We start from the raw sequence: 22366 nt of genomic DNA, 5'->3' as shown, positions 1-22366 counted from the left end.
GGCTTCGCTACATCAGGGCGAGCGATTAGCGTCGCTTGGCCATCTCGTTGATGAAGCGATCGAACAATGGCGCTACGTCGTTCGGGCCAGGGCTGGCTTCAGGGTGACCCTGGAAGCTGAAGGCGCTCTTGTCGGTACGCTCGATGCCTTGCAGGGTGCCGTCGAACAGCGATTTGTGGATCGCCCGAACGTTGCCTGGCAGGGTCGCTTCGTCTACCGCAAAACCGTGGTTCTGGCTGGTGATCATCACCACACCGCTGTCCAGATCCTGGACCGGGTGGTTGGCACCGTGGTGACCATGGCCCATTTTCAGGGTCTTGGCGCCGGAGGCCAGAGCCAGCAGCTGGTGGCCGAGGCAGATGCCGAATACCGGAATCTCGGTTTCCAGCACGTCTTTAATCGCCTGGATCGCGTAGTCGCATGGCTCAGGGTCACCCGGGCCGTTGGACAGGAACACGCCGTCCGGCTTCAGCGCCAGCGCTTCGGCGGCTGGAGTCTGTGCAGGCACCACGGTCACGCGGCAACCGCGCTCGACCAGCATGCGCAGGATGTTCAGCTTGACGCCGTAGTCGTAGGCCACCACGTGGTATGGCAGCTCGGAGGCTTCAATGGTCGCATGGCTGTCGGTTTTCAGATCCCAGACAGTCGAGCGCCACTCGTACTTCTCCTTGGTGCTGACGACTTTTGCCAGGTCCATGCCTTTGAGGCCAGGGAAGCCCTGAGCGGCGGCGATGGCGGCTTCTTCGGAAATGTTGTCACCGGCCATGATGCAGCCGTTCTGCGCGCCTTTTTCACGCAGGATGCGCGTCAGGCGGCGGGTGTCGATACCGGCGATTGCCACCACATTGTTGGCTTTCAGGTAGTCGGACAGTGACATCGTGTTGCGCCAGTTGCTCGCAACCAGTGGCAGGTCACGGATGACCAGGCCAGCGGCCCAGACACGGTCGGACTCGGCGTCTTCCGGCGTGGTGCCGGTGTTGCCGATGTGCGGGTAAGTCAGGGTAACGATCTGTTGGGCGTAGGAAGGATCGGTAAGGATTTCCTGATAGCCGGTCATTGCGGTGTTGAACACCACCTCACCAACGGTTTGACCGTCGGCTCCAATGGCTTCGCCGCGAAAAATGCTGCCATCAGCAAGGGCGAGTATGGCTGGCTTAGTCAAGAAGACCTCCCGTAAATAAAGCCTGAAAGGGCGATCGCAGGTTGTAAAAAAGCGGAGTGACGTATGGACACGTCACCCCGCTTCTTCATCGAATTATTCTGCGCGCTTTTAGTGGACACACTAAAGCTGTAGCTTACAGAAAAAGGCTTTTTTGGTCTACCGCCAATGAGCCCTAAAGGCCGGAGAATGCGACAGGACGTCGCTTGGCGGTTTAAAACCGGGCCCAAACGCTATGTTTGAACCCGATTTCGGGCACATCTTACCGCAGGTCGAGCACGTCTTGCATGTCGTAAAGGCCTGGCTCACGACCGTCCAGCCACAAAGCTGCACGTACCGCGCCCTTCGCGAAGGTCATGCGACTGGATGCCTTGTGCGTAATCTCCAGTCGCTCGCCCTCACAGGCGAACAACACCGTATGATCACCGACCACATCACCACCGCGCACAGTCGCGAAGCCGATCGTTTCACGCTCACGCACACCGGTGTGACCTTCACGACCATAGACCGCAACCTTCTGCAGATCACGATCCAGCGCACCGGCAATCACCTCTCCCATGCGCAGAGCCGTACCTGAAGGCGCATCGATCTTGTGCCTATGATGGGCTTCGATGATTTCGATATCAGCGTCATCGCCCAGCACACGAGCCGCCATGTCGAGCAGCTTCAGCGACAGGTTTACACCGACACTGAAATTGGCCGCAAATACAATCGCAATATCTTCGCTCGCCTCGACCAGCAACTGCTTCTGCGCGGCATCCAATCCAGTCGTGCCGATCACCATGGCCTTGCCCGCCTTGCGGCAGAACTCCAGGTTTTTCAGCATGACTTCAGGCAGAGTGAAGTCGATCAACACATCAAACTCATCGGCCACCGCATCCAGCCTGCCGGACAGCGGCACACCGATTCGCCCAAGCGATGCCAACTCACCGGCATCCACGCCAATCAGCGTGCTGCCAGGGCGCACAATGGCGGCCGTCAGGCCGGTCAGCGGTGCGCGTTGCTGCACCGCCTCGACCAGAATCTTGCCCATGCGCCCGGCAGCGCCCATCACAGCTATACGTCGCATGCCGACTCCTTACAAATCGCCGAAGAAGCGCTTCACGCCTTCGAACCAACCGGTGGTTTTCGGCGAATGACTGTTGTCGCCCGCCAGGGAGCTGCGCAACTCCTCCAGCAATTCGCGCTGACGACGACCCAGGTTGACCGGGGTTTCGACCGCCACACGGCACATCAGGTCACCAGCACCGCCACCACGAACCGGCGCGACGCCTTTGCCGCGAACACGGAACTGTTTACCGGTCTGAGTCCCTTCAGGGATCTTCAGCTTGACCCGACCATCGAGGGTCGGAATCTCCAGCTCGCCACCCAGCGCTGCGTCGACGAAGCTGATTGGCACTTCGCAGAACAGGTGCTTGCCGTCACGCTGGAAGATCGCGTGCTCGCGCACATTGATCACCACGTACAGGTCGCCGGTCGGGCCGCCCTGCGCACCCGCCTCGCCTTCGCCAGACAGGCGAATACGGTCACCGGTATCGACACCGGCCGGCACTTTCACCGACAGGGTCTTGTACTCTTCGACACGACCTTCGCCGTGGCAGGAATCGCACGGGTCGGAAATAATCTTGCCCTGGCCATGGCAGCGTGGGCAGGTCTGCTGCACCGAGAAGAAGCCCTGCTGCATGCGCACCTGACCGATACCGCCGCACGTCGGGCAAGTGATCGGCGAGGAGCCTTTCTTGGCACCCGAGCCATCGCACGGTTTGCAGTTGACCAGTGTCGGAACGCGGATATTCACGGTCGTGCCGCGCACCGCCTCTTCCAGGTTCAGCTCCAGGGTGTAACGCAGGTCGCTGCCGCGCTGAGCGCCGCCACGAGCACCGCCGCGACCGCCACCGAAGAAGTCACTGAAGACATCGCCAAAGATGTCGGAAAAGTTCTGACCGCCAAACCCGGCACCGCCGCCACCCATGCTCGGGTCGACACCGGCATGACCGTATTGGTCATAGGCCGCGCGCTTGCTGGAATCGGACAGTACTTCATAGGCCTCGTTGGCCTCTTTGAACATATCTTCCGACGCTTTGTCATCGGGATTACGGTCCGGGTGGTGCTTCATCGCCAGGCGACGGTAGGCCTTTTTCAGATCCGCTTCGCTTGAACCACGTTCAACACCCAATACTTCGTAATAGTCACGCTTTGCCATAAGTCTTTGCACTCTTAAGGACGTTCGGCAAAGCTCTCCTGAGCCTCGCCAAACTCGTTGAGCCCCAATACAGGCCCGGACCCAACTCACGTCAATTCAACGATCCTGGTCTTTGATTCGATGCAGTACTTTCGACTCGAAAAGCAGGAGCATTTCCGGTCATACCGCCAACATCCGAGCGTTGTCGCATGCTGTAAAAATTCGCTTACTCCAGACACGCCAACGCGGGAGCAAGCTCCCGCGCGGCGACATCCTACCAGTCACCGCCTGAAGGCAGTCAACCGGGCGACCAACAACTTACTTGTGGTCTTTGACTTCTTCGAACTCGGCATCGACAACGTCGTCAGTCTTTTCAGCCGATTCGTCTTTCGGCGCCGCGCCTTCAGCTGGCTGAGCCTGGTCGGCATACATTTTCTGAGCCACTGGCGCGGAAACCTTGGACAGCTCTTCAACCTTGGCTTCGATAGCGGCCTTGTCGTCGCCTTTGATGGCGGTTTCCAGGGCAACCACAGCTGCTTCGATTGCAGTCTTCTCTTCAGGGCTCACTTTATCGCCAGCGTCAGCGATCATTTTGCGCGTCGAGTGAACCAGGGCATCGCCCTGGTTACGGGCACTGGCCAGCTCTTCGAACTTGCGGTCTTCTTCAGCGTTCACTTCAGCATCGCGAACCATCTGCTGAATTTCTTCCTCGGACAGACCGGAGTTGGCCTTGATCACGATCGACTGAGTCTTGCCGGTAGCCTTGTCTTTCGCGCCGACGTGCAGGATGCCGTTGGCGTCGATGTCGAAGGTCACTTCGATTTGTGGCACGCCACGTGGTGCTGGTGGAATCTCGGCCAGGTCGAACTTGCCCAGGGACTTGTTCTGTGCAGCCTGCTTACGCTCACCTTGCAGCACGTGAATAGTCACTGCACCCTGGTTGTCGTCGGCAGTCGAGAACACTTGCGATTTCTTGGTAGGAATCGTGGTGTTTTTCTCGATCAGCGCGGTCATCACGCCGCCCATGGTTTCGATACCCAGGGTCAGCGGGCTGACGTCGAGCAGCAGAACGTCTTTCACATCACCAGCCAATACCGCACCCTGAATAGCAGCACCCATGGCAACGGCTTCGTCCGGGTTAACGTCTTTACGAGCTTCTTTACCGAAGAAGTCGGAAACGGCTTTCTGCACCATTGGCATACGGGTCTGACCGCCGACCAGAATCACGTCGTCGATCTTGGCCACGTCGATGCCGGCGTCTTTCATCGCGATGCGGCAAGGTTCGATGGTGCGCTGAACCAGGTCTTCCACCAGCGCTTCAAGCTTGGCGCGGGAGATTTTCACGTTCAAGTGCTTAGGACCGGTAGCGTCTGCGGTGATGTAAGGCAGGTTCACGTCGGTCGACTGGCTCGAGGACAGTTCGATCTTGGCTTTTTCAGCGGCTTCTTTCAGGCGCTGCATGGCCAGCGGGTCACCCTTGAGGTTCATGCCGCTTTCTTTCTTGAATTCGTCGACGAGGTAGTCGATCAGACGAATGTCAAAGTCTTCACCACCCAGGAAGGTGTCGCCATTGGTGGCCAACACTTCGAACTGGTGCTCGCCATCGACTTCAGCGATTTCGATCACGGAAACGTCGAAAGTACCGCCACCCAGGTCGTAAACGATCACGGTGTGATCGCCCTTGGCCTTGTCCATGCCGTAGGCCAGTGCGGCTGCGGTCGGTTCGTTGATGATGCGTTTAACGTCCAGGCCCGCGATGCGGCCGGCGTCTTTGGTGGCTTGACGCTGGCTGTCGTTGAAGTAGGCCGGAACAGTGATCACCGCTTCGGTCACAGGCTCGCCGAGGTAGTCTTCGGCGGTCTTCTTCATTTTCTTCAGAATTTCGGCCGAGATCTGTGGCGGTGCCATTTTCTGGCCATTGACTTCAACCCAGGCGTCGTTGTTGTCAGCCTTGACGATCTTGTAAGGGACCATCTGGATGTCTTTCTGTACGACTTCTTCGTCGAAACGACGACCGATCAGACGCTTCACCGCGTACAGGGTGTTATGCGGATTGGTCACTGCCTGACGCTTGGCCGACTGGCCAACCAGGATTTCGCCATCGTTGGCATAAGCGATGATCGACGGCGTGGTACGCGCGCCTTCAGCGTTTTCAATAACCTTGGCCTTGCCGTTTTCCAGCACGGAGACGCAGGAGTTGGTAGTCCCCAGGTCGATACCGATAATTTTGCCCATGTTCACTCTCCCGAAACTTTGGATTTGGATGCCGCAACAGTGGTGGCTGACTGCGGTAGCACTTAAACGCTTGACTTCTAAATGGGGGCCTTGCGGCTAATTTCAAGCCTGCTCGTCAATCGAAGGCGAAACCGGCGCAGGCGCCTTGCTGACCACGACCATGGCCGGGCGCAACAGACGACCGTGGAGCTGGTAGCCCTTCTGAAACACTTTGAGCACGCTGTTTGGCTCGACGTCGGCGCTTTCCTGCATGGCCATTGCCTGATGATGCAAGGCATTGAAGGGTTCGCCTTCAGGATCGATCGCTTCCAGGTGATAGCGTTTCAGGGTGTCCTGGAACATTTTCAGGGTCAGCTCGATCCCTTCGCGCATCGAACGAATGTTTTCGTCATCAGGGCTGGACAGCTCCAGGCCACGCTCCAGGCTGTCGATGATCGGCAGCAGGTCGCCTGCGAATTTTTCCAAGGCGAACTTGTGCGCCTTTTCAACGTCCTGATCGGCACGACGGCGGACGTTCTGCAGATCGGCGGCTACACGCAAAGCCTGATCTTGCGCACCAGCCAATTGCTCTTCGAGCACTTGCACACGAGCCGCCAGGTCTTCACCCGAAGCCTCGGGCCCCTGGTTGGCGTCTAGATTTTGCGTATCCACTGTCTGTTCGTCAGCCATAGTTTTCTCCTTCCAATATCGTCCGCGAGCTCAACTCACGCTTCTGCCCCGGTATATGGGGCCGCAAAATTCAGCTTCAAGGGCTATCCGATGATTAACCCTACAAAAAACAGCTGCATTGTCATTCCCAGGCGCACTAAGGATTTCTTTAATGCAAGCAAATCGACCTAAGAAAGGGCATTGTCAGCCGGAAACAAAACACTGTATAAATAACCAGACCTAAAGCCTGGGAGCGGCCTTCATGCTGGTGCACCTGTCCGTACACAACTACGCCATCGTTGAACATCTCGATCTCGAACTCGATCGCGGGATGAGCGTCATCACAGGGGAAACCGGCGCCGGCAAGTCGATCATGCTCGACGCCCTGGGCCTGACCCTGGGCGATCGCGCCGACAGCGGCGTGGTCCGCCCGGGCGCCGACAAGGCCGATATCCTGGCCACCTTCGACCTGATCGACATTCCGGAGGCCAGTGCCTGGCTGGCCGAGCGCGACCTCGAGAACGACGGCCCATGCATTCTGCGTCGAGTAATCACCGCCGAAGGGCGCTCCCGCGGCTATATCAACGGCACCCCCTGCCCCCTCGGCGACCTGAAGGCCCTGGGCGAGTTGCTGATCGATATCCATAGCCAGCACGAACACCAATCCCTGCTCAAAACCGATACTCACCGCCGTCTGCTCGACGAATACGCCGGCGCCACGGACCTGGCCCGCCAGGTGCAACTGGCCGCCCAACGCTGGCGCCAGACCCGCCAGGAACTGGAACGCCTTTCCAACTCCGGCGACGAACAACGCGCCCGTCATCAGTTGCTCAGTTACCAACTCGAAGAACTGGAAAACCTCGGCCTCGGCGAAAACGAGCTGGAGCAGCTGGAACAGGAACACAAGAACCTGACCAACGCCGAAACCTTGCTAGGCATTTGTCGGCAAGTGGTCGAACAATGCAGCGAAAGTGATTCCGGCAACGTACTGAACGCGCTAACCGCCAGCCTTAACCGCCTATCGAGCGTGAACAATTCAATCGGAGCCCTGGGCGAAGCCAGCAGCCTGCTGACCAGCGCGCAGATTCAGGTTGAAGAAGCCGTAGGCGAGCTGAACCGCTTTCTCGACAACTTCGATGCCGATCCGGCCCGCCTTCAATACCTGGAGGAGCGCCTCGATGCCATTTACACCTTGGCACGCAAACACCGCATCCAGCCAACCGAAGTCGCCGAGATGCAGCAGAAGCTACTTGATGAAATCGAAACCCTGAATGCCAATGACGAATCCATCGAACGACTGAGCGATGAGTTGGCCTCCTATGCCCGCCATTATCAGGAGAAGGCTCGGGAGCTGAGCGATCTGCGGTATCAAGCCTCTAGCAGCCTGGCCAGTGCCGTGGAACAGGAGATCCAGCGCCTGGGTATGCCCGGCGGCCGCTTTACCATCGAACTGCGCCCCAACAGCAGCGACGAACTGTTGCCTAATGGGCTCGAACAGGTAGAACTACTGGTGAGTGCCAACCCAGGGCAACCCTTGAAAGCCCTGGCAAAAGTGGCTTCGGGTGGCGAACTGTCGCGTATCAGCCTGGCGATTCAGGTGATCACCGCACAGACCTCGCGCGTACCGACCCTGGTGTTCGACGAAGTGGACGTGGGTATCGGCGGCCCGACCGCCGAGATTGTCGGCCAGTTGCTGCGACGCCTAGGGGAGCGTGGGCAGGTTCTGACAGTGACTCACTTGCCGCAAGTGGCGGCGCAGGGGCATCAACATCTATTTGTACACAAGGTCCGCCGTGAAGACGCCACGCATACAGCCGTCTCCAAACTAAGCAAGACCGATCGTGTCGAAGAAGTGGCACGGATGCTCGGCGGCATCGATCTCACCAAAGAATCATTGGCTCACGCGAAAAAGATGGTCGTTACCGCGAAAATTTAAGAACGGCAGAAAGCACGAAGGCGACCCTGGGGTCGCCTTCGCTCGTTTCGCGAACCTGAGGTTCGCGCGACATGCTTACTTTTTCTTGCGCACGTACAGTACAAGATTGTGATCAACCATCTCGAAGCCATACTTGTCGACGATTGCTTTCTGCAACCGCTCGATTTCTTCGTCGAAGAATTCGATCACTTCGCTGGTCTCGACGTTGACCATATGGTCGTGATGCTTGCCGTCGTCCAGCTCGAAGACCGCATGGCCTCCGTCGAAGTTGTGCCGCACCACCAGGCCAGCTGCCTCGAACTGGGTCAGAACACGGTAAACCGTGGCCAGACCGACATCCTCACCAGCCTCCATCAGCGCCTTGTAGACATCCTCGGCACTCATGTGGCGTTGCTCGGCGGAATCGAGCATTTGCAGAATTTTGACCCGTGGAAGGGTCACTTTGAGGCCGGCTTTGCGTAGTTCGCTATTTTCAACCATGGTCAGCTTTCTCGCGATGCTGCTTCGCAGCTTCTCTTAATGCGGGTATGATCGGCGTTTACGTTGTCCCAGCCAAGATAGTGGAAGTCGCCCACCGATGCAAAACACCAAGCTCTTGCTAACCAGTTTCACCTTTGTGGGACTGCTCGCACTCGCCGGTTGTTCATTCCCCGGGGTTTACAAAATCGACATCCAGCAGGGCAATGTCGTCACGCAGGACATGATAGACCAGTTACGCCCGGGAATGACCCGCCGGCAAGTACGGTTTATCATGGGTAACCCTCTGCTGACCGACACGTTCCATGCCGATCGCTGGGATTATCTGTACAGCCTGCAACCGGGTGGCGGTGAACGCCAACAGGAACGCATTAGCGTTATCTTCAACCCAAATGATCAACTTGTCAGCCTCTCTGGCGATTTCATGCCAGGCGTGAGTCGCGACGAAGCCATTCTCGGCAAGGACAGTGACACTACCGTGACCACGTCTGCCGAAAACGCCGAGAAGCCGAAGCCGGAAAAACCGGTCAAGCCAGGGTCGTTGCTGGACCAGATCCAGAAGGACGTGGACAACGTGGAAACCGTTCCAGTCCCGACGCCAGAACCGCTGGAAACCTCGCCGCAATAATTTGCAGCGCAATAAAAAACCCGGCATGTCCGGGTTTTTTATCGTCTGGCGTTTAACCGGATCACTGATTCCGGGCTTTGGCTTCGGCCGCTTTGGCTGCACGCAACCGGCGAACCTCTTTCGGATCGGCAAGCAACGGCCGGTAAACCTCGATGCGATCCCCCGCCTGAACCAAACGAATGGCCGGCTCAGCAACCACTTTGCCAAAAACTCCAACCGGACAACTGGCCAGATCCAGCTCAGGGAATTCGCTGCTCAAGCCGGATTTGAACAACGCATCCCGTACCGTTGCACCCATCGGCACGATTACGGTCAACAACACCTGACGATCAACGGCGGCATACACCACCTCGACCTCGATCACAGCCTCAACCATGCTTCTGTTTCGCACGCTGGCAAAACGCGTCCATCAGCGTATTCGCCGCCTGATTGAACAAAGGCCCCAACGTCGCACGAACCAGCGGTCCCGAGTAGTCGAACGACAAGTCCAGACTGATCTTGCAGGCCTTCTCGCCCAATGGCTTGAACACCCAGATGCCGTGCAACTGGCTGAACGGACCTTCCTCGAGGTTCATTTCGATCGAATGCCCGGGCACCAAGGTGTTACGCGTCACGAAATGCTGACTCAGCCCCCCCTTGGCCACACCGACGCTGGCACGCATAAGCCCAGGAGTGCTTTCCAGGACTTCTGCCGACGAGCACCACGGCAGAAATTCCGGATAGCGGGCCACGTCGTTGACCAAGTCATAAAGCGCTTGTGCCGGATACGGCAGCAGGGCTGAACGTTGAATGTGTGTCGTCATGTCAGCGTTACTTCCACAGCTGGGCGGCAAACACTACAAGAATGCCGATGGGCGCCACATAGCGCATCAAGAACAGGGACAGGGCGAACAGCACCGGACGGCGGATCGACAATTCGTCGCGCACCGCTTCACGCCCCATCACCCAGCCCGCAAACACCACGAAACACAAACCACCGAGTGGCAACATGATCCGCGAGGTGAAGAAATCGATCACACCAAAGAAGTCCAGACCACCGGCGGCTCCCCATTGATAGAGGTGGAACATCCCGCCTTCGTTCACGAAAAACTTGGCTTGCTTCCAGATATTGAAGGAAAACACGGTGCCCAAACCGACGAACCAGCAAATGAATGCCAACCAGAAGGTGACCCAGGCGCGGCTGATCTTCGTGCGCTCAACCAGGTAAGCCACCATCGGCTCGAGCAGGGAAATCGCCGAACTCCAGGCTGCAATTGCGACCAGCACGAAGAACACTACGCCCATCAACTGACCGAACACTACGTTGCCAAAGGCAAATGGCAGGCTGACGAACATCAGGCCAGGGCCTTCGCTCGGGTTCAGGCCGGCAGCGAACACAATCGGAAACAATGCCAGACCGGCCACCAGCGAAACGAACGTATCGAGCAGTGCCACGCCCACGACGGTGCCAGAAATCGATGAGTTTTTCGGCATGTAGGCACCGTAGATCATGATCGAACCGACGCCCACGCTCAGCGAGAAGAACGCGTGGCCCATGGCGGGCAGCAAGCCGTCGAGGACTTTTTCCGGGTGGAAGTCGAACATGAAATGCACGCCTTCCATGAAGTGGCCGGTGGTCATGCTGTAGCCCAGCAGGACAATCACCATCACGAACAGCAGTGGCATCATGATCCGCAGGCTGCGCTCCAGCCCGGCGACCACGCCCTTGGCGATCACCACTGCAGACAGCAGCATGAAAATCGTATGCCAAAGTGTCAGGCGCCACGGGTCGGCGATCACATTGCCGAAATAAGCCCCGACCTGATCAGGCGTCACACCCTGGAAGTCACCACGGCCCATGTCGATGATGTAATCCAGCGACCAGCCGCCGACCACACTATAGAAAGACAGAATCAGCAACGCCGTGATCATCCCGGCAAATGCGCCCCAGGACCATTTCGCCGAATGCCCCGCTTCCAGCGCCAAGACCTTCAAGGCATTGGCCGGGCTCTGCCGTGCGCGGCGGCCGATCAGTGTTTCGGCCAGCATGACGGGCATACCGATCAGCGCGATACAGGCCAGGAACATCAGCACGAAGGCTCCGCCACCGTAGACGCCGACCATGTAAGGGAATTTCCAGATACTACCCAGCCCCACGGCCGAACCGGTCGCGGCGAGTATGAAGACCCAGCGGCTAGCCCAACTGCCGTGGACAGAAACCTTGTCTGTCGACATCGTTATCACGCCCAAGCGTTCAAAAAGAGGCCGCATTGTCCGGGATTCAATCAACCTGCTCAAGCACGTAGCGATACCGTAGCCGACTCGCTTGCAACTCCCTATAATGCCGCCCCTATGGCTAAACAGAAGAAACACCCAACAGGGACCATCGCGCAGAACAAAAAGGCGCGACACGATTACTTCATCGAGCATAAGTTCGAGGCTGGTCTGGTCCTGGCCGGCTGGGAAGTAAAAAGTTTGCGGGCAAGCAAGCTACAACTGGTTGACAGTTACGTGCTGCTCAAGGATGGCGAAGCCTGGCTGCTCGGCAGCCACATTACGCCGCTGATGACTGCCAGCACCCACGTCATCGCCGATCCGACCCGCACCCGAAAATTGCTGCTCAACCGGCGCGAGCTGGAAAAGCTGGCCGCTGCCGTACAGCAAAAAGGTTACGCCTGCGTATGCCTGTCCTGGTACTGGAGCAAGCACATGGTCAAGTGCGAGATCGCTCTGGGCAAGGGCAAGAAGGAATACGACAAGCGCGATACCGAACGCGAACGCGACGCCGGTCGCGAGTTGCAGCGTGCGGTGCGAAACAAGGGTAAGGAAGATTAATTTTCCACCCTGATCGTTCCCACGCAGAGCGTGGGAACGATCGTTTACAGAACTACATCCCCTTGCGCCGCTCCGCCCGAGCCACGCGTTGCACTTCCTGACGCACCTCTTCCAGCACTTCCTGCACATACAAAATGTGCCGACTGGAAACCTCCCGCGCCTGCTCTGCCCGGCCTTCGATAATCGCCAGATACAATTCTCTGTGCTGCGCAATCAACATGTCGCGGGTTTCGGAGCGCTGTTTGTACATACCGCCGATGTTGGTCACCACGTTGCGCTTGAGCAGGTCGAACAGTCCGCGAATGGTGTGCAGCAATACCGCGTTATGACTGGCCTCGGCGATCGCCAAATGAAATTTCGCATCCGCCGCGCCTTCTTCTGCCCGACTCACTTCATCATGGCGCGAGTAGCAGTCCTGCAATTCATCGAAAGCTGCAGTCAGCCGCTCGCGGTCCACGTCGGTGGCGCGCACTGCCGCGTAGTAAGCACAAGATGCTTCCAGCGTATGGCGAAACTCCAGCAAATCGCGCTGGGCTTCGGGGTTGCTTTCCAGTAGATGCAACAGTGGATCACTGAATGTCGAACCCAGAGATTCCACTACGTAGTTACCACCGCCCTGACGGCTGACCAGCAGACCTTTGGCCGCCAGTTTTTGGATCGCTTCGCGCAACGAAGGGCGTGACACGCCGAACTGCTCGGCCAGCGCACGCTCCGCCGGCAGGCGCTCGCCGGCCTTCAATGTGCCCTCGAGAATCATCCCTTCGAGTTGCTCGACAATATCGTCAGACAAACGGCGCTGCCGAATCTGATCAAACCCCATCACTCAATTCTCCACGATCCCGGCGGCTCGCCGGGCTCTCTATTCTGGCCTATCGGCGCTGCGCCAGCACCTACCAGGCGACGTTTGATCGAACAGATCAGATGCGTTCTGCACCGCTCATTCGACAAAAGTTTTAGGGCGGCAAATTGACACACCGCATACAAGGCTTTTACCCTAGCCAACAGCGATTGTAAATTGGTATTACCAATTATCCAAGAACGCTGACCAGTGCCTGACCAACAACAATTAGGGGCCACCCCATATGCAAACCTGGCAACAGCTCTACAGCCCGCTCGGCAGTCTCGGCGTGTCCGCACTCGCGGCCGTCATCCCCATCGTATTTTTCTTCCTGGCTTTGGCCGTGTTCCGCCTCAAAGGCCACGTGGCCGGCAGCATTACCCTCGCGCTGTCGATTGCCGTCGCAATCTTCGCGTTCCAGATGCCGGTCGATATGGCCTTCGCGGCAGCCGGATATGGCTTCGCCTACGGCTTGTGGCCGATTGCCTGGATCATCGTGGCAGCGGTGTTCCTCTACAAACTGACGGTTAAAAGTGGCCAGTTCGAAGTGATCCGCAGCTCAGTGCTGTCGATCACCGATGACCAACGCCTGCAAGTGCTGCTGATTGGCTTCTGCTTCGGCGCGTTCCTGGAAGGTGCAGCCGGTTTCGGCGCACCGGTAGCGATTACCGCTGCACTGCTGGTGGGACTGGGCTTCAACCCGTTGTACGCCGCCGGCCTGTGCCTGATCGCCAACACCGCGCCGGTAGCCTTCGGTGCCTTGGGGATTCCGATCATCGTCGCCGGGCAAGTCACCGGCATCGACGCGTTCAAGATCGGCGCCATGACCGGTCGCCAACTGCCATTGCTGTCGCTGTTCGTGCCGTTCTGGCTGGTGTTCATGATGGATGGCCTGCGCGGCGTTCGGGAAACCTGGCCAGCGGCACTGGTGGCCGGTTTGAGCTTCGCCGTCACTCAGTACTTCACCTCGAACTTCATCGGCCCGGAACTGCCGGACATCACCTCGGCGCTGGCCAGCCTGGTTTCCCTGACGCTATTCCTGAAAATCTGGCAGCCGAAACGCGCCGCTGGTGCACACATCGTCGGCGCGGTCTCGGCTTCCGTGGTGGCCAGCGCCGGTGGTTTCGGCCAACCGCGCACCACCGTGGCTTCGCCCTACAGCCTGGGGGAAATTTTCAAAGCCTGGTCGCCGTTCCTGATCCTCACCGTATTGGTCACCATTTGGACGCTGAAGCCGTTCAAGGCGATGTTTGCCGCTGGCGGCTCGATGTATGGCTGGGTGTTCAACTTCGCGATTCCGCATCTGGATCAAATGGTGATCAAGGTCGCGCCGATCGTGACTGCCCCGACGGCGATTCCGGCGGTGTTCAAACTCGATCCGGTTTCCGCGACCGGCACGGCGATTTTCTTCTCCGCGCTGATCTCGATGCTGGTGCTGAAGATCAATATCAAAACTGGTCTTACCACTTTTAAAGAGACCGTCTACGAACTGCGCTGGCCGATTCTGTCCATCGGCATGGTGCTGGCCTTTGCCTTCGTCACCAACTACTCGGGCATGTCGTCGACCATGGCTCTGGTACTGGCAGGTACGGGTGCGGCATTCCCGTTCTTCTCGCCGTTCCTCGGCTGGCTCGGTGTGTTCCTGACCGGTTCCGATACTTCCTCCAACGCACTGTTCAGTTCGCTGCAAGCAACCACCGCGCACCAGATCGGCGTCAACGACACCTTACTGGTAGCGGCGAATACCAGCGGCGGTGTGACCGGCAAGATGATTTCGCCGCAATCGATCGCCGTGGCCTGCGCCGCGACCGGGTTGGTGGGCAAGGAATCGGATCTGTTCCGCTTCACCCTCAAGCACAGCCTATTCTTTGCAACAATCGTCGGCCTGATCACTTTGGCTCAAGCCTACTGGTTCACCGGCATGCTGGTGCACTAAGAACTACACGCCACACGGAAAAAACCGACGCCGGGTTACGCCCCCGGCGTCAGCTATTCACAACCGGGTCTGCAAGGCTGCTGAAAGCTTCCCTCTCTATATTCAGCAGCCTCAGCGGACGGATAACCGGGACCACCCGGAGACACGCCTGATGAGCGAGCTTTTTTACAATGCAGTGCCGAACGCGACCCGTGTCGCCCCGCCACTGCCCGAGCCTCGGCAATACCCCAGCGAGAAACCGTCACGGGTCTATCTGTTCGGGACCTGCGTGGTGGATTTGTTCTACCCCGAAGCCGGGATGGACGCGATTCATCTGCTGGAACGCGAAGGCATTCGTGTCGAATACCCGCAAGGGCAAAGTTGCTGCGGGCAACCGGCCTACACCTCGGGTTACACCGAACAGGCCCGGACCGTGGCGCGCTCGCAGCTGGCGCTGTTTGCCGGTGATTATCCGGTGGTGGTGCCGTCGGGATCCTGCGCGGGCATGTTGCGCGAGCACTACGCCGACTTGTTCAAGGACGAGCCGCAAACGCTGAAGCAGGTCCAGGCCCTCGCGGCACGGACTTATGAGTTGGCCGAGTTTCTGCTGTTTGTCTGCAAGGTCCAGCTCAAGGACAGCGGCGAACCGGTCAAAGTGGCGCTCCACACGTCGTGCTCGGCACGCCGAGAAATGAACACCCACCTGCACGGCCGTGAGTTGTTGGCGCAGCTGAGCAACGTGGAGCGAGTCGACCACAGCCACGAAAGTGAATGCTGTGGCTTTGGTGGGACTTTCAGCGTCCGTATGCCAGATATTTCCGGCGCGATGGTGGCTGACAAGACCCGAGCGTTGAAGGAGTCCGGCGCGCACAAGGTACTCAGTGCCGACTGCGGTTGCCTGATGAACATCAACGGCTCGCTGGAGAAACAGCAGGAAGCGTTGCGCGGTCAGCATCTGGCCAGTTTCCTGTGGCAGCGTACCGGAGGTGCCCGATGAGCACTTCCACGATTATTCCTACGGTTGCCGTAGAAGAGGATTTTCGCGCCCGGGCTCACGAGGCTTTGGCTGACACGCAACTGCGAAACAACTTTCGCAGCGCGATGGATTCACTGATGAGCAAACGGGCAGCGTCCTTCAGCGATGCCCATGAAAGAGAACATCTGCGAGTGCTGGGCAATGCTGTCCGCGCCCGTGCTTTATCCAAGTTGCCCGACCTGCTCGAGCAGCTTGAACAGAACCTGACCCGCAACGGTGTGACAGTGCACTGGGCGGAAACGGTGGACGAGGCCAATGGCATCGTCTTGTCGATCATCCGCGCTCACGAGGCGCGGCAAGTGATCAAGGGCAAATCGATGGTCAGCGAAGAGATGGAGATGAACCATGTCCTCGCGGCTCAAGGCATTGAATGCCTGGAGTCGGACATGGGCGAATTCATCGTCCAGCTCGATCACGAGAAGCCTTCACACATTATTATGCCGGCGATCCACAAGAATGCCGGTCAGGTCGCGTCCTTGTTCCACGACAAACTTGGCGTGGAGTACACCAAGGACGTTGACCAACTCATTCAGATCGGTCGCAAAGTCTTGCGACAGAAATTCTTCGAAGCAGACATCGGCGTCTCCGGCGTGAACTTCGCCGTGGCCGAAACCGGCACCTTGCTGTTGGTGGAAAACGAAGGCAACGGGCGCATGTCGACCACCGTGCCGCCCGTACACATTGCCGTCACGGGCATCGAGAAAGTCGTCGAAAACCTGCGGGACGTTGTACCGCTGTTGTCGCTGCTGACCCGTTCGGCCCTCGGCCAACCGATCACCACCTACGTCAACATGATCTCCGGCCCGCGCAAGGAACATGAACTCGACGGCCCGCAGGAAGTGCACTTGGTATTGCTCGACAACGGTCGCAGCCAGGCATTTGCCGACAGCGAATTGCGCCAGACCCTGAACTGCATCCGCTGCGGCGCCTGTATGAATCATTGCCCGGTCTACACCCGAATCGGCGGCCATGCCTATGGGGAGGTTTACCCTGGGCCTATCGGAAAAATCATCACCCCGCACATGGTCGGCCTGGCAAAAGTCCCCGACCACCCAAGTGCGTCTTCGTTATGTGGTGCTTGCGGTGAAGTCTGCCCGGTAAAAATTCCGATCCCCGCCTTGCTGCGTCGCCTACGGGAAGAGAACGTCAAAGCCCCGGACAGCCCGCATCAAGTCATGCGCGGCCAAGGCAGCAAGTACTCGCGCAAAGAGCGGTTTATCTGGAATGCCTGGGCGAAGCTCAACAGCTCGCCAACGCTCTATCGCCTGTTCGGCTTCTTCGCCACTCGCCTGCGCGCGCTGACGCCGAACAATGTCGGCCCATGGACCCAGAACCACAGCGCACCGAAACCCGCCGCCCGCTCACTGCATGACATGGCCCGCGAGCATTTGGCCAAACAGGGAGACCGCTGATGAGCGCCAAGCAAAATATCCTCGCCAAATTGCGCAACAGTCTGACGGGCACCACGCCGGTGGCTGACAACTTCGATGTCGAACTGCTGACCGAGCCCTACACCTACACGCCTGAGCAACGCATCCCGCAACTGCGCAAACTGATGGAAGCGGTGCACACCGAAATTCATCTGACGTCCGGCGAAGGATGGCCCGAATTGCTGGCGCAACTGCTGCAGGATCGCCAGTTGCCGAGCCTGTTGATTGCGCCGACGACACCCCACGGTCAACGCATCACTCAGCATTGGGCGAAAAATCCTGGCCTGCCAGCGCTCAAAGCCTACGACCGTCCGGTCGAGGAATGGAAAGCCGAGTTGTTCAACGACACCCCGGCCAGCCTGACCACCACCCTCGGCGCGATCGCCGCGACAGGCAGCCTGATTATCTGGCCGACGCGGGAAGAACCGCGGCTGATGAGCCTGGTGCCGCCAGTGCATTTCGCCCTGCTCAAGGCCAGTGAAATCCGCGACAACTTTTATCAGGTGCAGCAGGAATTCGAATGGGCCCAAGGTATGCCAACCAACGCCTTGCTGGTGTCCGGTCCGTCGAAGACTGCCGACATCGAGCAGGTACTGGCTTACGGCGCTCACGGCCCGAAAGACCTGGTGGTTCTGATTTTGGAGGACGAATGAGTCTACCGGCGGCTTTCCTGCGAGATACACAGCAACTGATTCCTGAAACGCGACGGTTCGACGATCCGTTGTCGACCTTGGCGTTCGGCACCGATGCCAGTTTCTACCGGCTGATTCCGAAACTGGTGATCCGCGTCGAGTCCGAAGATGAAGTGGTGGCGCTGCTCAAACTGGCGCAACGGGATAAAGTCCCGGTGACCTTCCGCGCCGCCGGCACCAGCCTGTCTGGCCAGGCCATCAGCGATTCGGTGCTGATCGTGCTGGGAGATAACTGGAACGGTCACGAGATCCGTGGTCGGGGGATGCAAATCCGCCTGCAACCAGGCGTGATCGGCGCCCAGGCCAACGCCTGGCTGACACCGTTCGGCCGCAAGATCGGTCCGGACCCGGCGTCGATCAACGCCTGCAAAATCGGCGGCATCGTCGCCAACAATGCCAGTGGCATGTGCTGCGGCACGGCGCAGAACACCTATCACACACTGGCCGGGATTCGTCTGGTGCTGGCCGATGGCAGCCGTCTCGATACCGAAGACGCCACCAGTGTCGCGGCCTTCCGTGAGAGCCATGCCGAGCTGCTGGAACGTCTGGCGACATTGGGCCGCGAGACCCGCGCCAATGTCGAATTGGCTGCGAAAATTCGCCACAAATACCGTCTGAAAAATACCACCGGGCTGTCACTCAATGCCCTGGTGGATTTCGACGAGCCTGTGGATATCTTGAGCCACTTGCTGGTGGGCTCCGAAGGCACGCTCGGGTTCATCAGCGCGGTGACCTACGACACAGTGATTGATCATCCGAACAAGGCGTCGGCGCTGATCGTGTTCCCGGATGTGGAAACCTGCTGCAACGCCGTCACCGTACTGAAAAGCCAACCGGTGTCGGCCGTCGAACTGCTGGACCGTCGCAGCCTGCGCTCGGTGCAGGACAAGCCCGGCATGCCGGCTTTCGTACAACAACTGTCGGCCAATGCCTGCGCCCTGCTGATCGAATCCCGCGCCGCATCGATCACTTTGCTGCAGGAACAACTGGCGCAAATCATGGCGTCACTGACTGGGTTCCCGGTAGAGAAACAAGTCGACTTTACCGAAGACCCGGTGGAAAACGCCCGGCTCTGGGCGATCCGCAAGGACACCTTCCCCGCCGTCGGCGCGGTGCGCAAAACCGGCACCACGGTGATTATCGAAGACGTGACCTTCCCGGTGGAACAACTGGCCATCGGTGTGAATCGCCTGATCGAGCTGTTCGACAAACATCACTACGACGAAGCGATCCTTTTCGGACACGCCCTGGAAGGCAATCTGCACTTTGTCTTCACCCAAGGCTTCAACAGCGCGGAAGAAGTCGCACGCTACCAGGCGTTCATGGACGACGTGGCGCAGTTGGTGGCCGTTGAATTCGGCGGCTCGCTGAAGGCTGAACACGGCACCGGTCGCAACATGGCGCCCTTCGTCGAGCTGGAATGGGGCAGCGATGCTTATCAGTTGATGTGGCAGCTCAAACGTCTGCTTGACCCTAACGGCATTCTCAACCCGGACGTCGTACTCAGCGACGACCCACAGATCCACCTCAAACATCTGAAGCCGCTGCCCGCCGCCGACGAGATTGTGGATAAGTGCATCGAATGCGGTTTCTGCGAACCGGTGTGCCCATCGAAAGGCCTGACGTTGAGCCCACGCCAGCGCATCGTGATCTGGCGTGATATCCAGGCGAAGAAACGCGCTGGCACAGACACCGCCGAACTGGAACAGGCCTACGAATACCAAGGCATCGAAACGTGCGCCGCCACAGGCCTGTGTGCACAACGTTGCCCTGTAGGAATCAACACCGGCGAGCTGGTGAAAAAGCTCCGAGGCCATAAGGCAACACATACGAAAACCGCCAACTGGATTGAAGGAAATTTCGCCACCGCATTGCAAGGCGCGCGCTTCACCCTGCATGTGGCCAACGGTGCGCGGATGCTGTTGGGAGCGCCGCGTCTGGCGAAGCTTTCGGCATCGCTGACGCGCTTGTCCAAGGGTCAGGTTCCGCAATGGACCAACGCCATGCCGCAGCCGGAAAGAGCCATTCGCTTCAGCCCGACGGTGTCGGACGAGCGGCCTCGGGTGGTGTACCTGGCGGCCTGCGTGTCGCGGGTGATGGGCCCGGCTGCCGGGGATAAAGAGCAAATGTCGCTGTACGACAAAACCCGTGGCCTGCTGGAAAAGGCCGGCTACCAAGTAGTTTTTCCGGACAATCAGGACAACCTCTGCTGCGGTCAGCCATTCGCCTCCAAGGGTTACGCTGAACAGGCCGAACATAAGCGCCAAGAACTGATCGGCGCACTGCTGCACGCCAGCCGCGGCGGGCTCGACCCGATCTATTGCGACACCAGCCCCTGCACCTTGCGGCTGGTTCAGGACTTGGGCGATGTGCGACTGGACCTGTACGACCCGGTGCGTTTCATTCGCACTCACTTGATGGATCGTCTCGATTTCACCCCCCAGGAAGCGCCGATCGCGGTACACGTCACGTGCAGCACTCAGCATCTCGGTGAGAGCCAGGCGCTGATCGATCTTGCGCGCAAATGCAGTAAAAACGTGGTCATTCCGGAAGGCATTCACTGCTGCGGTTTTGCCGGTGACAAGGGCTTCACCACCCCGGAATTGAACGCCCATTCGTTACGCACGCTCAAGGACGCGGTACAGCAATGCAGCGAGGGGATTTCCACCAGCCGCACCTGTGAGATTGGTCTGTCACAACATGGTGGAATTGACTACCACGGGCTGGTTTATCTGGTGGATCGAGTGACGCAAGCCAGGGCGACCTGAAGAAAAATAGAACCCTGTCGCACCGTCGCAGTCCACTGATCAAGTCCCGCAAACGCGGGACCTTTCCCAAAATTGGCAGCCCGTCCTGATGGCCAGCGATGCCTGGACCCTCAGTTCAAGGAGATACCCATGAAACGCTCTGTACTGCTAGGTCTGTTCGTTACTGCCTCAATGCTGGCCTCCCCCTCGTTTGCCGCCGAAGACCTCTGTGCGGTCAACTTGAAAACCATCGAAAATGCCAAGGCACAGACTCCTCCAGAGATGGCTGATCAGGTAATGGAAAGCGTCGCGAAAGCCAAAGCCGATCAGGCAAAAGGCACCAAGGAAGGAACTGCTGATTGCATAGCCGAGACTGAACAAACTATCCAGCAACTCAAGAACGCGAACAAAGGCGGGAAGTAATTCAGCACAAGGCCAACCTTCGGGTTGTAAGAAGCAAACCAAAACCCGCCAAATGCGGGTTTTGTTGCATCTGGAGTTTGGTCATGCGTGCATCGCCCGCGTCGCGGTGAAAAAACTCGACACCCTGCCCAAATCCGTGGGAGGCGCGAAGTCCATAGGAGCGAGGCCTTGCAAGAGGCCACCAGTGAAAAGAGGCAAGTGTGCTCCTTTGCTTCTATCAAACAGTTTTTTCATAGCCTTTCTGCCAAAACCGAATTACTGCGCCGCGCCGTAGTCTTTTAAGTAGGCCCCATCAATCGTGGCTTATTTTCCGACCTCGGCCGAGCCGCACCGAGATCATCAGTTCAAGGAGATATCCATGAAAAGCACCGCACTCGCTGGTCTGTTCATTTCTGCTGCAATGTTGGCCTCTCCCGTATTTGCTGCGGACAACAACCTGTGTACGAGCAAGCTGCAAGAGCTCAAAAACAAAGTGACTTCACTGCCGGCGACCTCCACAAACACCGCAATGGAGATCAAAAGGCTGCTATCCAGCGCCGAAGCTTCACAAGCCTCTGGGGACGACAAAAAATGCGTCACCGAGGCCACACAGGGATTGTCACTCGCTAACCAGGCCAACCCATAACCTGCGATGGACAACCTTCGGGTTGGCCTTCTGAGCCGTGTTGGCGTACACTGCACGTGCTTGTTGCTCACTTTGATTCACAGAGCACCAGGCTCGGGGCCGTTTAGGATTCGACGCCGGTTGCGAAACTTTAGGTGCATGCCGAGTTGGTAACAGAACTCGTAAATCCACTGTTGCAACTTTCTATAGTTGCCAATGACGAAACCTACGGGGAATACGCTCTCGCTGCGTAAGCAGCCTTAGCCCTTCCCTCCTGGTACCTTCGGGTCCAGCAATCATCAGGGGATGTCTGTAAACCCAAAGTGATTGTCATATAGAACAGAATCGCCGTGCAGTACGTTGTGGACGAAGCGGCTAAAACTTACACAACTCGCCCAAAGCACCCTGCCCGTCGGGTCGCTGAGGGTTAACTTAATAGACACGGCTACGCATGTAGTACCGACAGCGGAGTACTGGCGGACGGGGGTTCAAATCCCCCCGGCTCCACCACTTCAACATCTAAAGACGTCCACGGACGTCTTTTTTTGTGCCTGAAATCCAGTGAATTCAAGGGTTTAAGCGCTGCCGGGCTCCGCAGAGGT

The 22366-nt window shown here is 58.3% G+C and carries 20 protein-coding genes and 1 other RNA gene; 11 read left to right on the top strand and 10 right to left on the bottom strand.

Annotated features, from left to right (window positions below; all coding sequences use genetic code 11):
• Positions 1 to 25 precede the first annotated feature (25 nt).
• The 5 genes from carA to grpE all read right to left on the bottom strand — a co-directional run bounded on the left by carA (position 26) and on the right by grpE (position 6245).
• Positions 26 to 1162, bottom strand: coding sequence for a glutamine-hydrolyzing carbamoyl-phosphate synthase small subunit (gene carA / locus PSH97_RS03625; protein WP_305448145.1), 1137 nt, complete (start codon positions 1160 to 1162; stop codon positions 26 to 28).
• A gap of 259 nt (positions 1163 to 1421) precedes the next feature.
• Entirely contained in the window at positions 1422 to 2228 is an 807-nt protein-coding gene (gene dapB / locus PSH97_RS03620; RefSeq protein WP_305448144.1) for a 4-hydroxy-tetrahydrodipicolinate reductase, read from the bottom strand.
• 9 nt (positions 2229 to 2237) lie between these two features.
• Entirely contained in the window at positions 2238 to 3362 is a 1125-nt protein-coding gene (dnaJ, locus tag PSH97_RS03615; protein WP_007900528.1) for a molecular chaperone DnaJ, read from the bottom strand.
• Between the two features lie 297 nt (positions 3363 to 3659).
• Positions 3660 to 5576, bottom strand: a complete 1917-nt coding sequence (gene dnaK, locus PSH97_RS03610; RefSeq protein WP_305448143.1) for a molecular chaperone DnaK — start codon at positions 5574 to 5576, stop codon at positions 3660 to 3662.
• 102 nt (positions 5577 to 5678) lie between these two features.
• Positions 5679 to 6245 (bottom strand): nucleotide exchange factor GrpE, encoded by a 567-nt coding sequence (grpE, locus tag PSH97_RS03605; protein WP_105339999.1) that lies wholly within the window; start codon positions 6243 to 6245, stop codon positions 5679 to 5681.
• 241 nt (positions 6246 to 6486) lie between these two features.
• On the opposite strand from grpE, the gene recN reads away from it, so the two are divergent.
• Positions 6487 to 8160 (top strand): DNA repair protein RecN, encoded by a 1674-nt coding sequence (recN, locus tag PSH97_RS03600; protein WP_305448142.1) that lies wholly within the window; start codon positions 6487 to 6489, stop codon positions 8158 to 8160.
• Positions 8161 to 8235: 75 nt separating this feature from the next.
• Here the strand turns inward: recN and fur are convergent, their stop codons facing one another.
• On the bottom strand, positions 8236 to 8640 hold the full coding sequence (gene fur, locus PSH97_RS03595) for a ferric iron uptake transcriptional regulator (RefSeq protein ID WP_003197684.1): 405 nt from the start codon (positions 8638 to 8640) through the stop codon (positions 8236 to 8238).
• A 97-nt stretch (positions 8641 to 8737) separates the two neighbouring features.
• On the opposite strand from fur, the gene PSH97_RS03590 reads away from it, so the two are divergent.
• Positions 8738 to 9265 (top strand): outer membrane protein assembly factor BamE, encoded by a 528-nt coding sequence (locus PSH97_RS03590; protein WP_305448141.1) that lies wholly within the window; start codon positions 8738 to 8740, stop codon positions 9263 to 9265.
• 61 nt (positions 9266 to 9326) lie between these two features.
• On the opposite strand, the gene PSH97_RS03585 is transcribed toward PSH97_RS03590, so the two are convergent.
• The 3 genes from PSH97_RS03585 to PSH97_RS03575 are packed head-to-tail and all read right to left on the bottom strand — an operon-like array spanning position 9327 to position 11479.
• Positions 9327 to 9641, bottom strand: coding sequence for an RnfH family protein (locus tag PSH97_RS03585; RefSeq protein ID WP_305448140.1), 315 nt, complete (start codon positions 9639 to 9641; stop codon positions 9327 to 9329).
• Complete coding sequence (locus tag PSH97_RS03580) at positions 9634 to 10068, bottom strand: type II toxin-antitoxin system RatA family toxin (protein ID WP_305448139.1); 435 nt, start codon at positions 10066 to 10068, stop codon at positions 9634 to 9636. The genes PSH97_RS03585 and PSH97_RS03580 overlap by 8 nt, the downstream gene beginning before the upstream one ends.
• A 7-nt stretch (positions 10069 to 10075) precedes the next feature.
• On the bottom strand, positions 10076 to 11479 hold the full coding sequence (locus PSH97_RS03575) for a sodium-dependent transporter (RefSeq protein WP_305448138.1): 1404 nt from the start codon (positions 11477 to 11479) through the stop codon (positions 10076 to 10078).
• 117 nt (positions 11480 to 11596) lie between these two features.
• Here PSH97_RS03575 and smpB point away from each other — a divergent pair, with 117 nt between their 5' ends.
• On the top strand, positions 11597 to 12079 hold the full coding sequence (gene smpB, locus PSH97_RS03570; RefSeq protein ID WP_007900551.1) for an SsrA-binding protein SmpB: 483 nt from the start codon (positions 11597 to 11599) through the stop codon (positions 12077 to 12079).
• Positions 12080 to 12131: 52 nt separating this feature from the next.
• Here smpB and PSH97_RS03565 read toward each other — a convergent pair whose 3' ends face one another.
• Positions 12132 to 12899, bottom strand: a complete 768-nt coding sequence (locus PSH97_RS03565; protein ID WP_305448137.1) for a GntR family transcriptional regulator — start codon at positions 12897 to 12899, stop codon at positions 12132 to 12134.
• Positions 12900 to 13161: 262 nt separating this feature from the next.
• Here PSH97_RS03565 and PSH97_RS03560 point away from each other — a divergent pair, with 262 nt between their 5' ends.
• From PSH97_RS03560 to ssrA, 8 genes are all read left to right on the top strand, one after another.
• Positions 13162 to 14853: a lactate permease LctP family transporter gene (locus PSH97_RS03560; protein WP_305448136.1), complete on the top strand. Its 1692-nt coding sequence runs from the start codon at positions 13162 to 13164 to the stop codon at positions 14851 to 14853.
• Positions 14854 to 15004: 151 nt separating this feature from the next.
• Complete coding sequence (locus PSH97_RS03555) at positions 15005 to 15829, top strand: (Fe-S)-binding protein (protein WP_018929467.1); 825 nt, start codon at positions 15005 to 15007, stop codon at positions 15827 to 15829.
• Positions 15826 to 17280, top strand: a complete 1455-nt coding sequence (locus tag PSH97_RS03550) for a LutB/LldF family L-lactate oxidation iron-sulfur protein (RefSeq protein ID WP_305448135.1) — start codon at positions 15826 to 15828, stop codon at positions 17278 to 17280. Before PSH97_RS03555 ends, PSH97_RS03550 begins: the two co-directional genes overlap by 4 nt.
• Positions 17280 to 17951 carry a LutC/YkgG family protein gene (locus PSH97_RS03545; protein ID WP_305448134.1) on the top strand — a complete coding sequence of 224 codons (672 nt, stop codon included), beginning with the start codon at positions 17280 to 17282 and terminating at the stop codon, positions 17949 to 17951. The genes PSH97_RS03550 and PSH97_RS03545 overlap by 1 nt, the downstream gene beginning before the upstream one ends.
• Positions 17948 to 20758, top strand: a complete 2811-nt coding sequence (locus PSH97_RS03540; RefSeq protein WP_305448133.1) for an FAD-binding and (Fe-S)-binding domain-containing protein — start codon at positions 17948 to 17950, stop codon at positions 20756 to 20758. The genes PSH97_RS03545 and PSH97_RS03540 overlap by 4 nt, the downstream gene beginning before the upstream one ends.
• A gap of 129 nt (positions 20759 to 20887) precedes the next feature.
• The gene (locus PSH97_RS03535) at positions 20888 to 21160 is read left to right on the top strand and encodes a hypothetical protein (protein WP_305448132.1); all 273 of its coding nucleotides are present in this window, start codon (positions 20888 to 20890) and stop codon (positions 21158 to 21160) included.
• A gap of 358 nt (positions 21161 to 21518) precedes the next feature.
• Entirely contained in the window at positions 21519 to 21785 is a 267-nt protein-coding gene (locus PSH97_RS03530; RefSeq protein ID WP_095055586.1) for a hypothetical protein, read from the top strand.
• A gap of 95 nt (positions 21786 to 21880) precedes the next feature.
• Positions 21881 to 22274, top strand: a transfer-messenger RNA (tmRNA) gene (gene ssrA / locus PSH97_RS03525).
• Positions 22275 to 22366 lie beyond the last annotated feature (92 nt).

Source organism: Pseudomonas cucumis, from assembly GCF_030687935.1.
Taxonomy (GTDB): Bacteria; Pseudomonadota; Gammaproteobacteria; order Pseudomonadales; family Pseudomonadaceae; genus Aquipseudomonas; species Aquipseudomonas cucumis.
Note: the sequence above shows the minus strand (reverse complement) of the source record. Positions and strands in the feature narration are given on the sequence as shown.

What these genes read in the sequence shown, in the direction of transcription:
- PSH97_RS03590 (WP_305448141.1), top strand. Translation starts at nt 8,738, where the DNA reads ATGCAAAACACCAAGCTCTTGCTAACCAGTTTCACCTTTGTGGGACTG.
- dnaJ (WP_007900528.1), bottom strand. Translation starts at nt 3,362, where the DNA reads ATGGCAAAGCGTGACTATTACGAAGTATTGGGTGTTGAACGTGGTTCA.
- grpE (WP_105339999.1), bottom strand. Translation starts at nt 6,245, where the DNA reads ATGGCTGACGAACAGACAGTGGATACGCAAAATCTAGACGCCAACCAG.
- PSH97_RS03575 (WP_305448138.1), bottom strand. Translation starts at nt 11,479, where the DNA reads ATGTCGACAGACAAGGTTTCTGTCCACGGCAGTTGGGCTAGCCGCTGG.
- PSH97_RS03560 (WP_305448136.1), top strand. Translation starts at nt 13,162, where the DNA reads ATGCAAACCTGGCAACAGCTCTACAGCCCGCTCGGCAGTCTCGGCGTG.
- PSH97_RS03530 (WP_095055586.1), top strand. Translation starts at nt 21,519, where the DNA reads ATGAAAAGCACCGCACTCGCTGGTCTGTTCATTTCTGCTGCAATGTTG.
- dapB (WP_305448144.1), bottom strand. Translation starts at nt 2,228, where the DNA reads ATGCGACGTATAGCTGTGATGGGCGCTGCCGGGCGCATGGGCAAGATT.
- smpB (WP_007900551.1), top strand. Translation starts at nt 11,597, where the DNA reads ATGGCTAAACAGAAGAAACACCCAACAGGGACCATCGCGCAGAACAAA.
- fur (WP_003197684.1), bottom strand. Translation starts at nt 8,640, where the DNA reads ATGGTTGAAAATAGCGAACTACGCAAAGCCGGCCTCAAAGTGACCCTT.
- PSH97_RS03585 (WP_305448140.1), bottom strand. Translation starts at nt 9,641, where the DNA reads ATGGTTGAGGCTGTGATCGAGGTCGAGGTGGTGTATGCCGCCGTTGAT.
- PSH97_RS03545 (WP_305448134.1), top strand. Translation starts at nt 17,280, where the DNA reads ATGAGCGCCAAGCAAAATATCCTCGCCAAATTGCGCAACAGTCTGACG.
- PSH97_RS03535 (WP_305448132.1), top strand. Translation starts at nt 20,888, where the DNA reads ATGAAACGCTCTGTACTGCTAGGTCTGTTCGTTACTGCCTCAATGCTG.
- dnaK (WP_305448143.1), bottom strand. Translation starts at nt 5,576, where the DNA reads ATGGGCAAAATTATCGGTATCGACCTGGGGACTACCAACTCCTGCGTC.
- PSH97_RS03555 (WP_018929467.1), top strand. Translation starts at nt 15,005, where the DNA reads ATGAGCGAGCTTTTTTACAATGCAGTGCCGAACGCGACCCGTGTCGCC.
- PSH97_RS03565 (WP_305448137.1), bottom strand. Translation starts at nt 12,899, where the DNA reads ATGGGGTTTGATCAGATTCGGCAGCGCCGTTTGTCTGACGATATTGTC.
- PSH97_RS03540 (WP_305448133.1), top strand. Translation starts at nt 17,948, where the DNA reads ATGAGTCTACCGGCGGCTTTCCTGCGAGATACACAGCAACTGATTCCT.
- recN (WP_305448142.1), top strand. Translation starts at nt 6,487, where the DNA reads ATGCTGGTGCACCTGTCCGTACACAACTACGCCATCGTTGAACATCTC.
- PSH97_RS03550 (WP_305448135.1), top strand. Translation starts at nt 15,826, where the DNA reads ATGAGCACTTCCACGATTATTCCTACGGTTGCCGTAGAAGAGGATTTT.
- PSH97_RS03580 (WP_305448139.1), bottom strand. Translation starts at nt 10,068, where the DNA reads ATGACGACACACATTCAACGTTCAGCCCTGCTGCCGTATCCGGCACAA.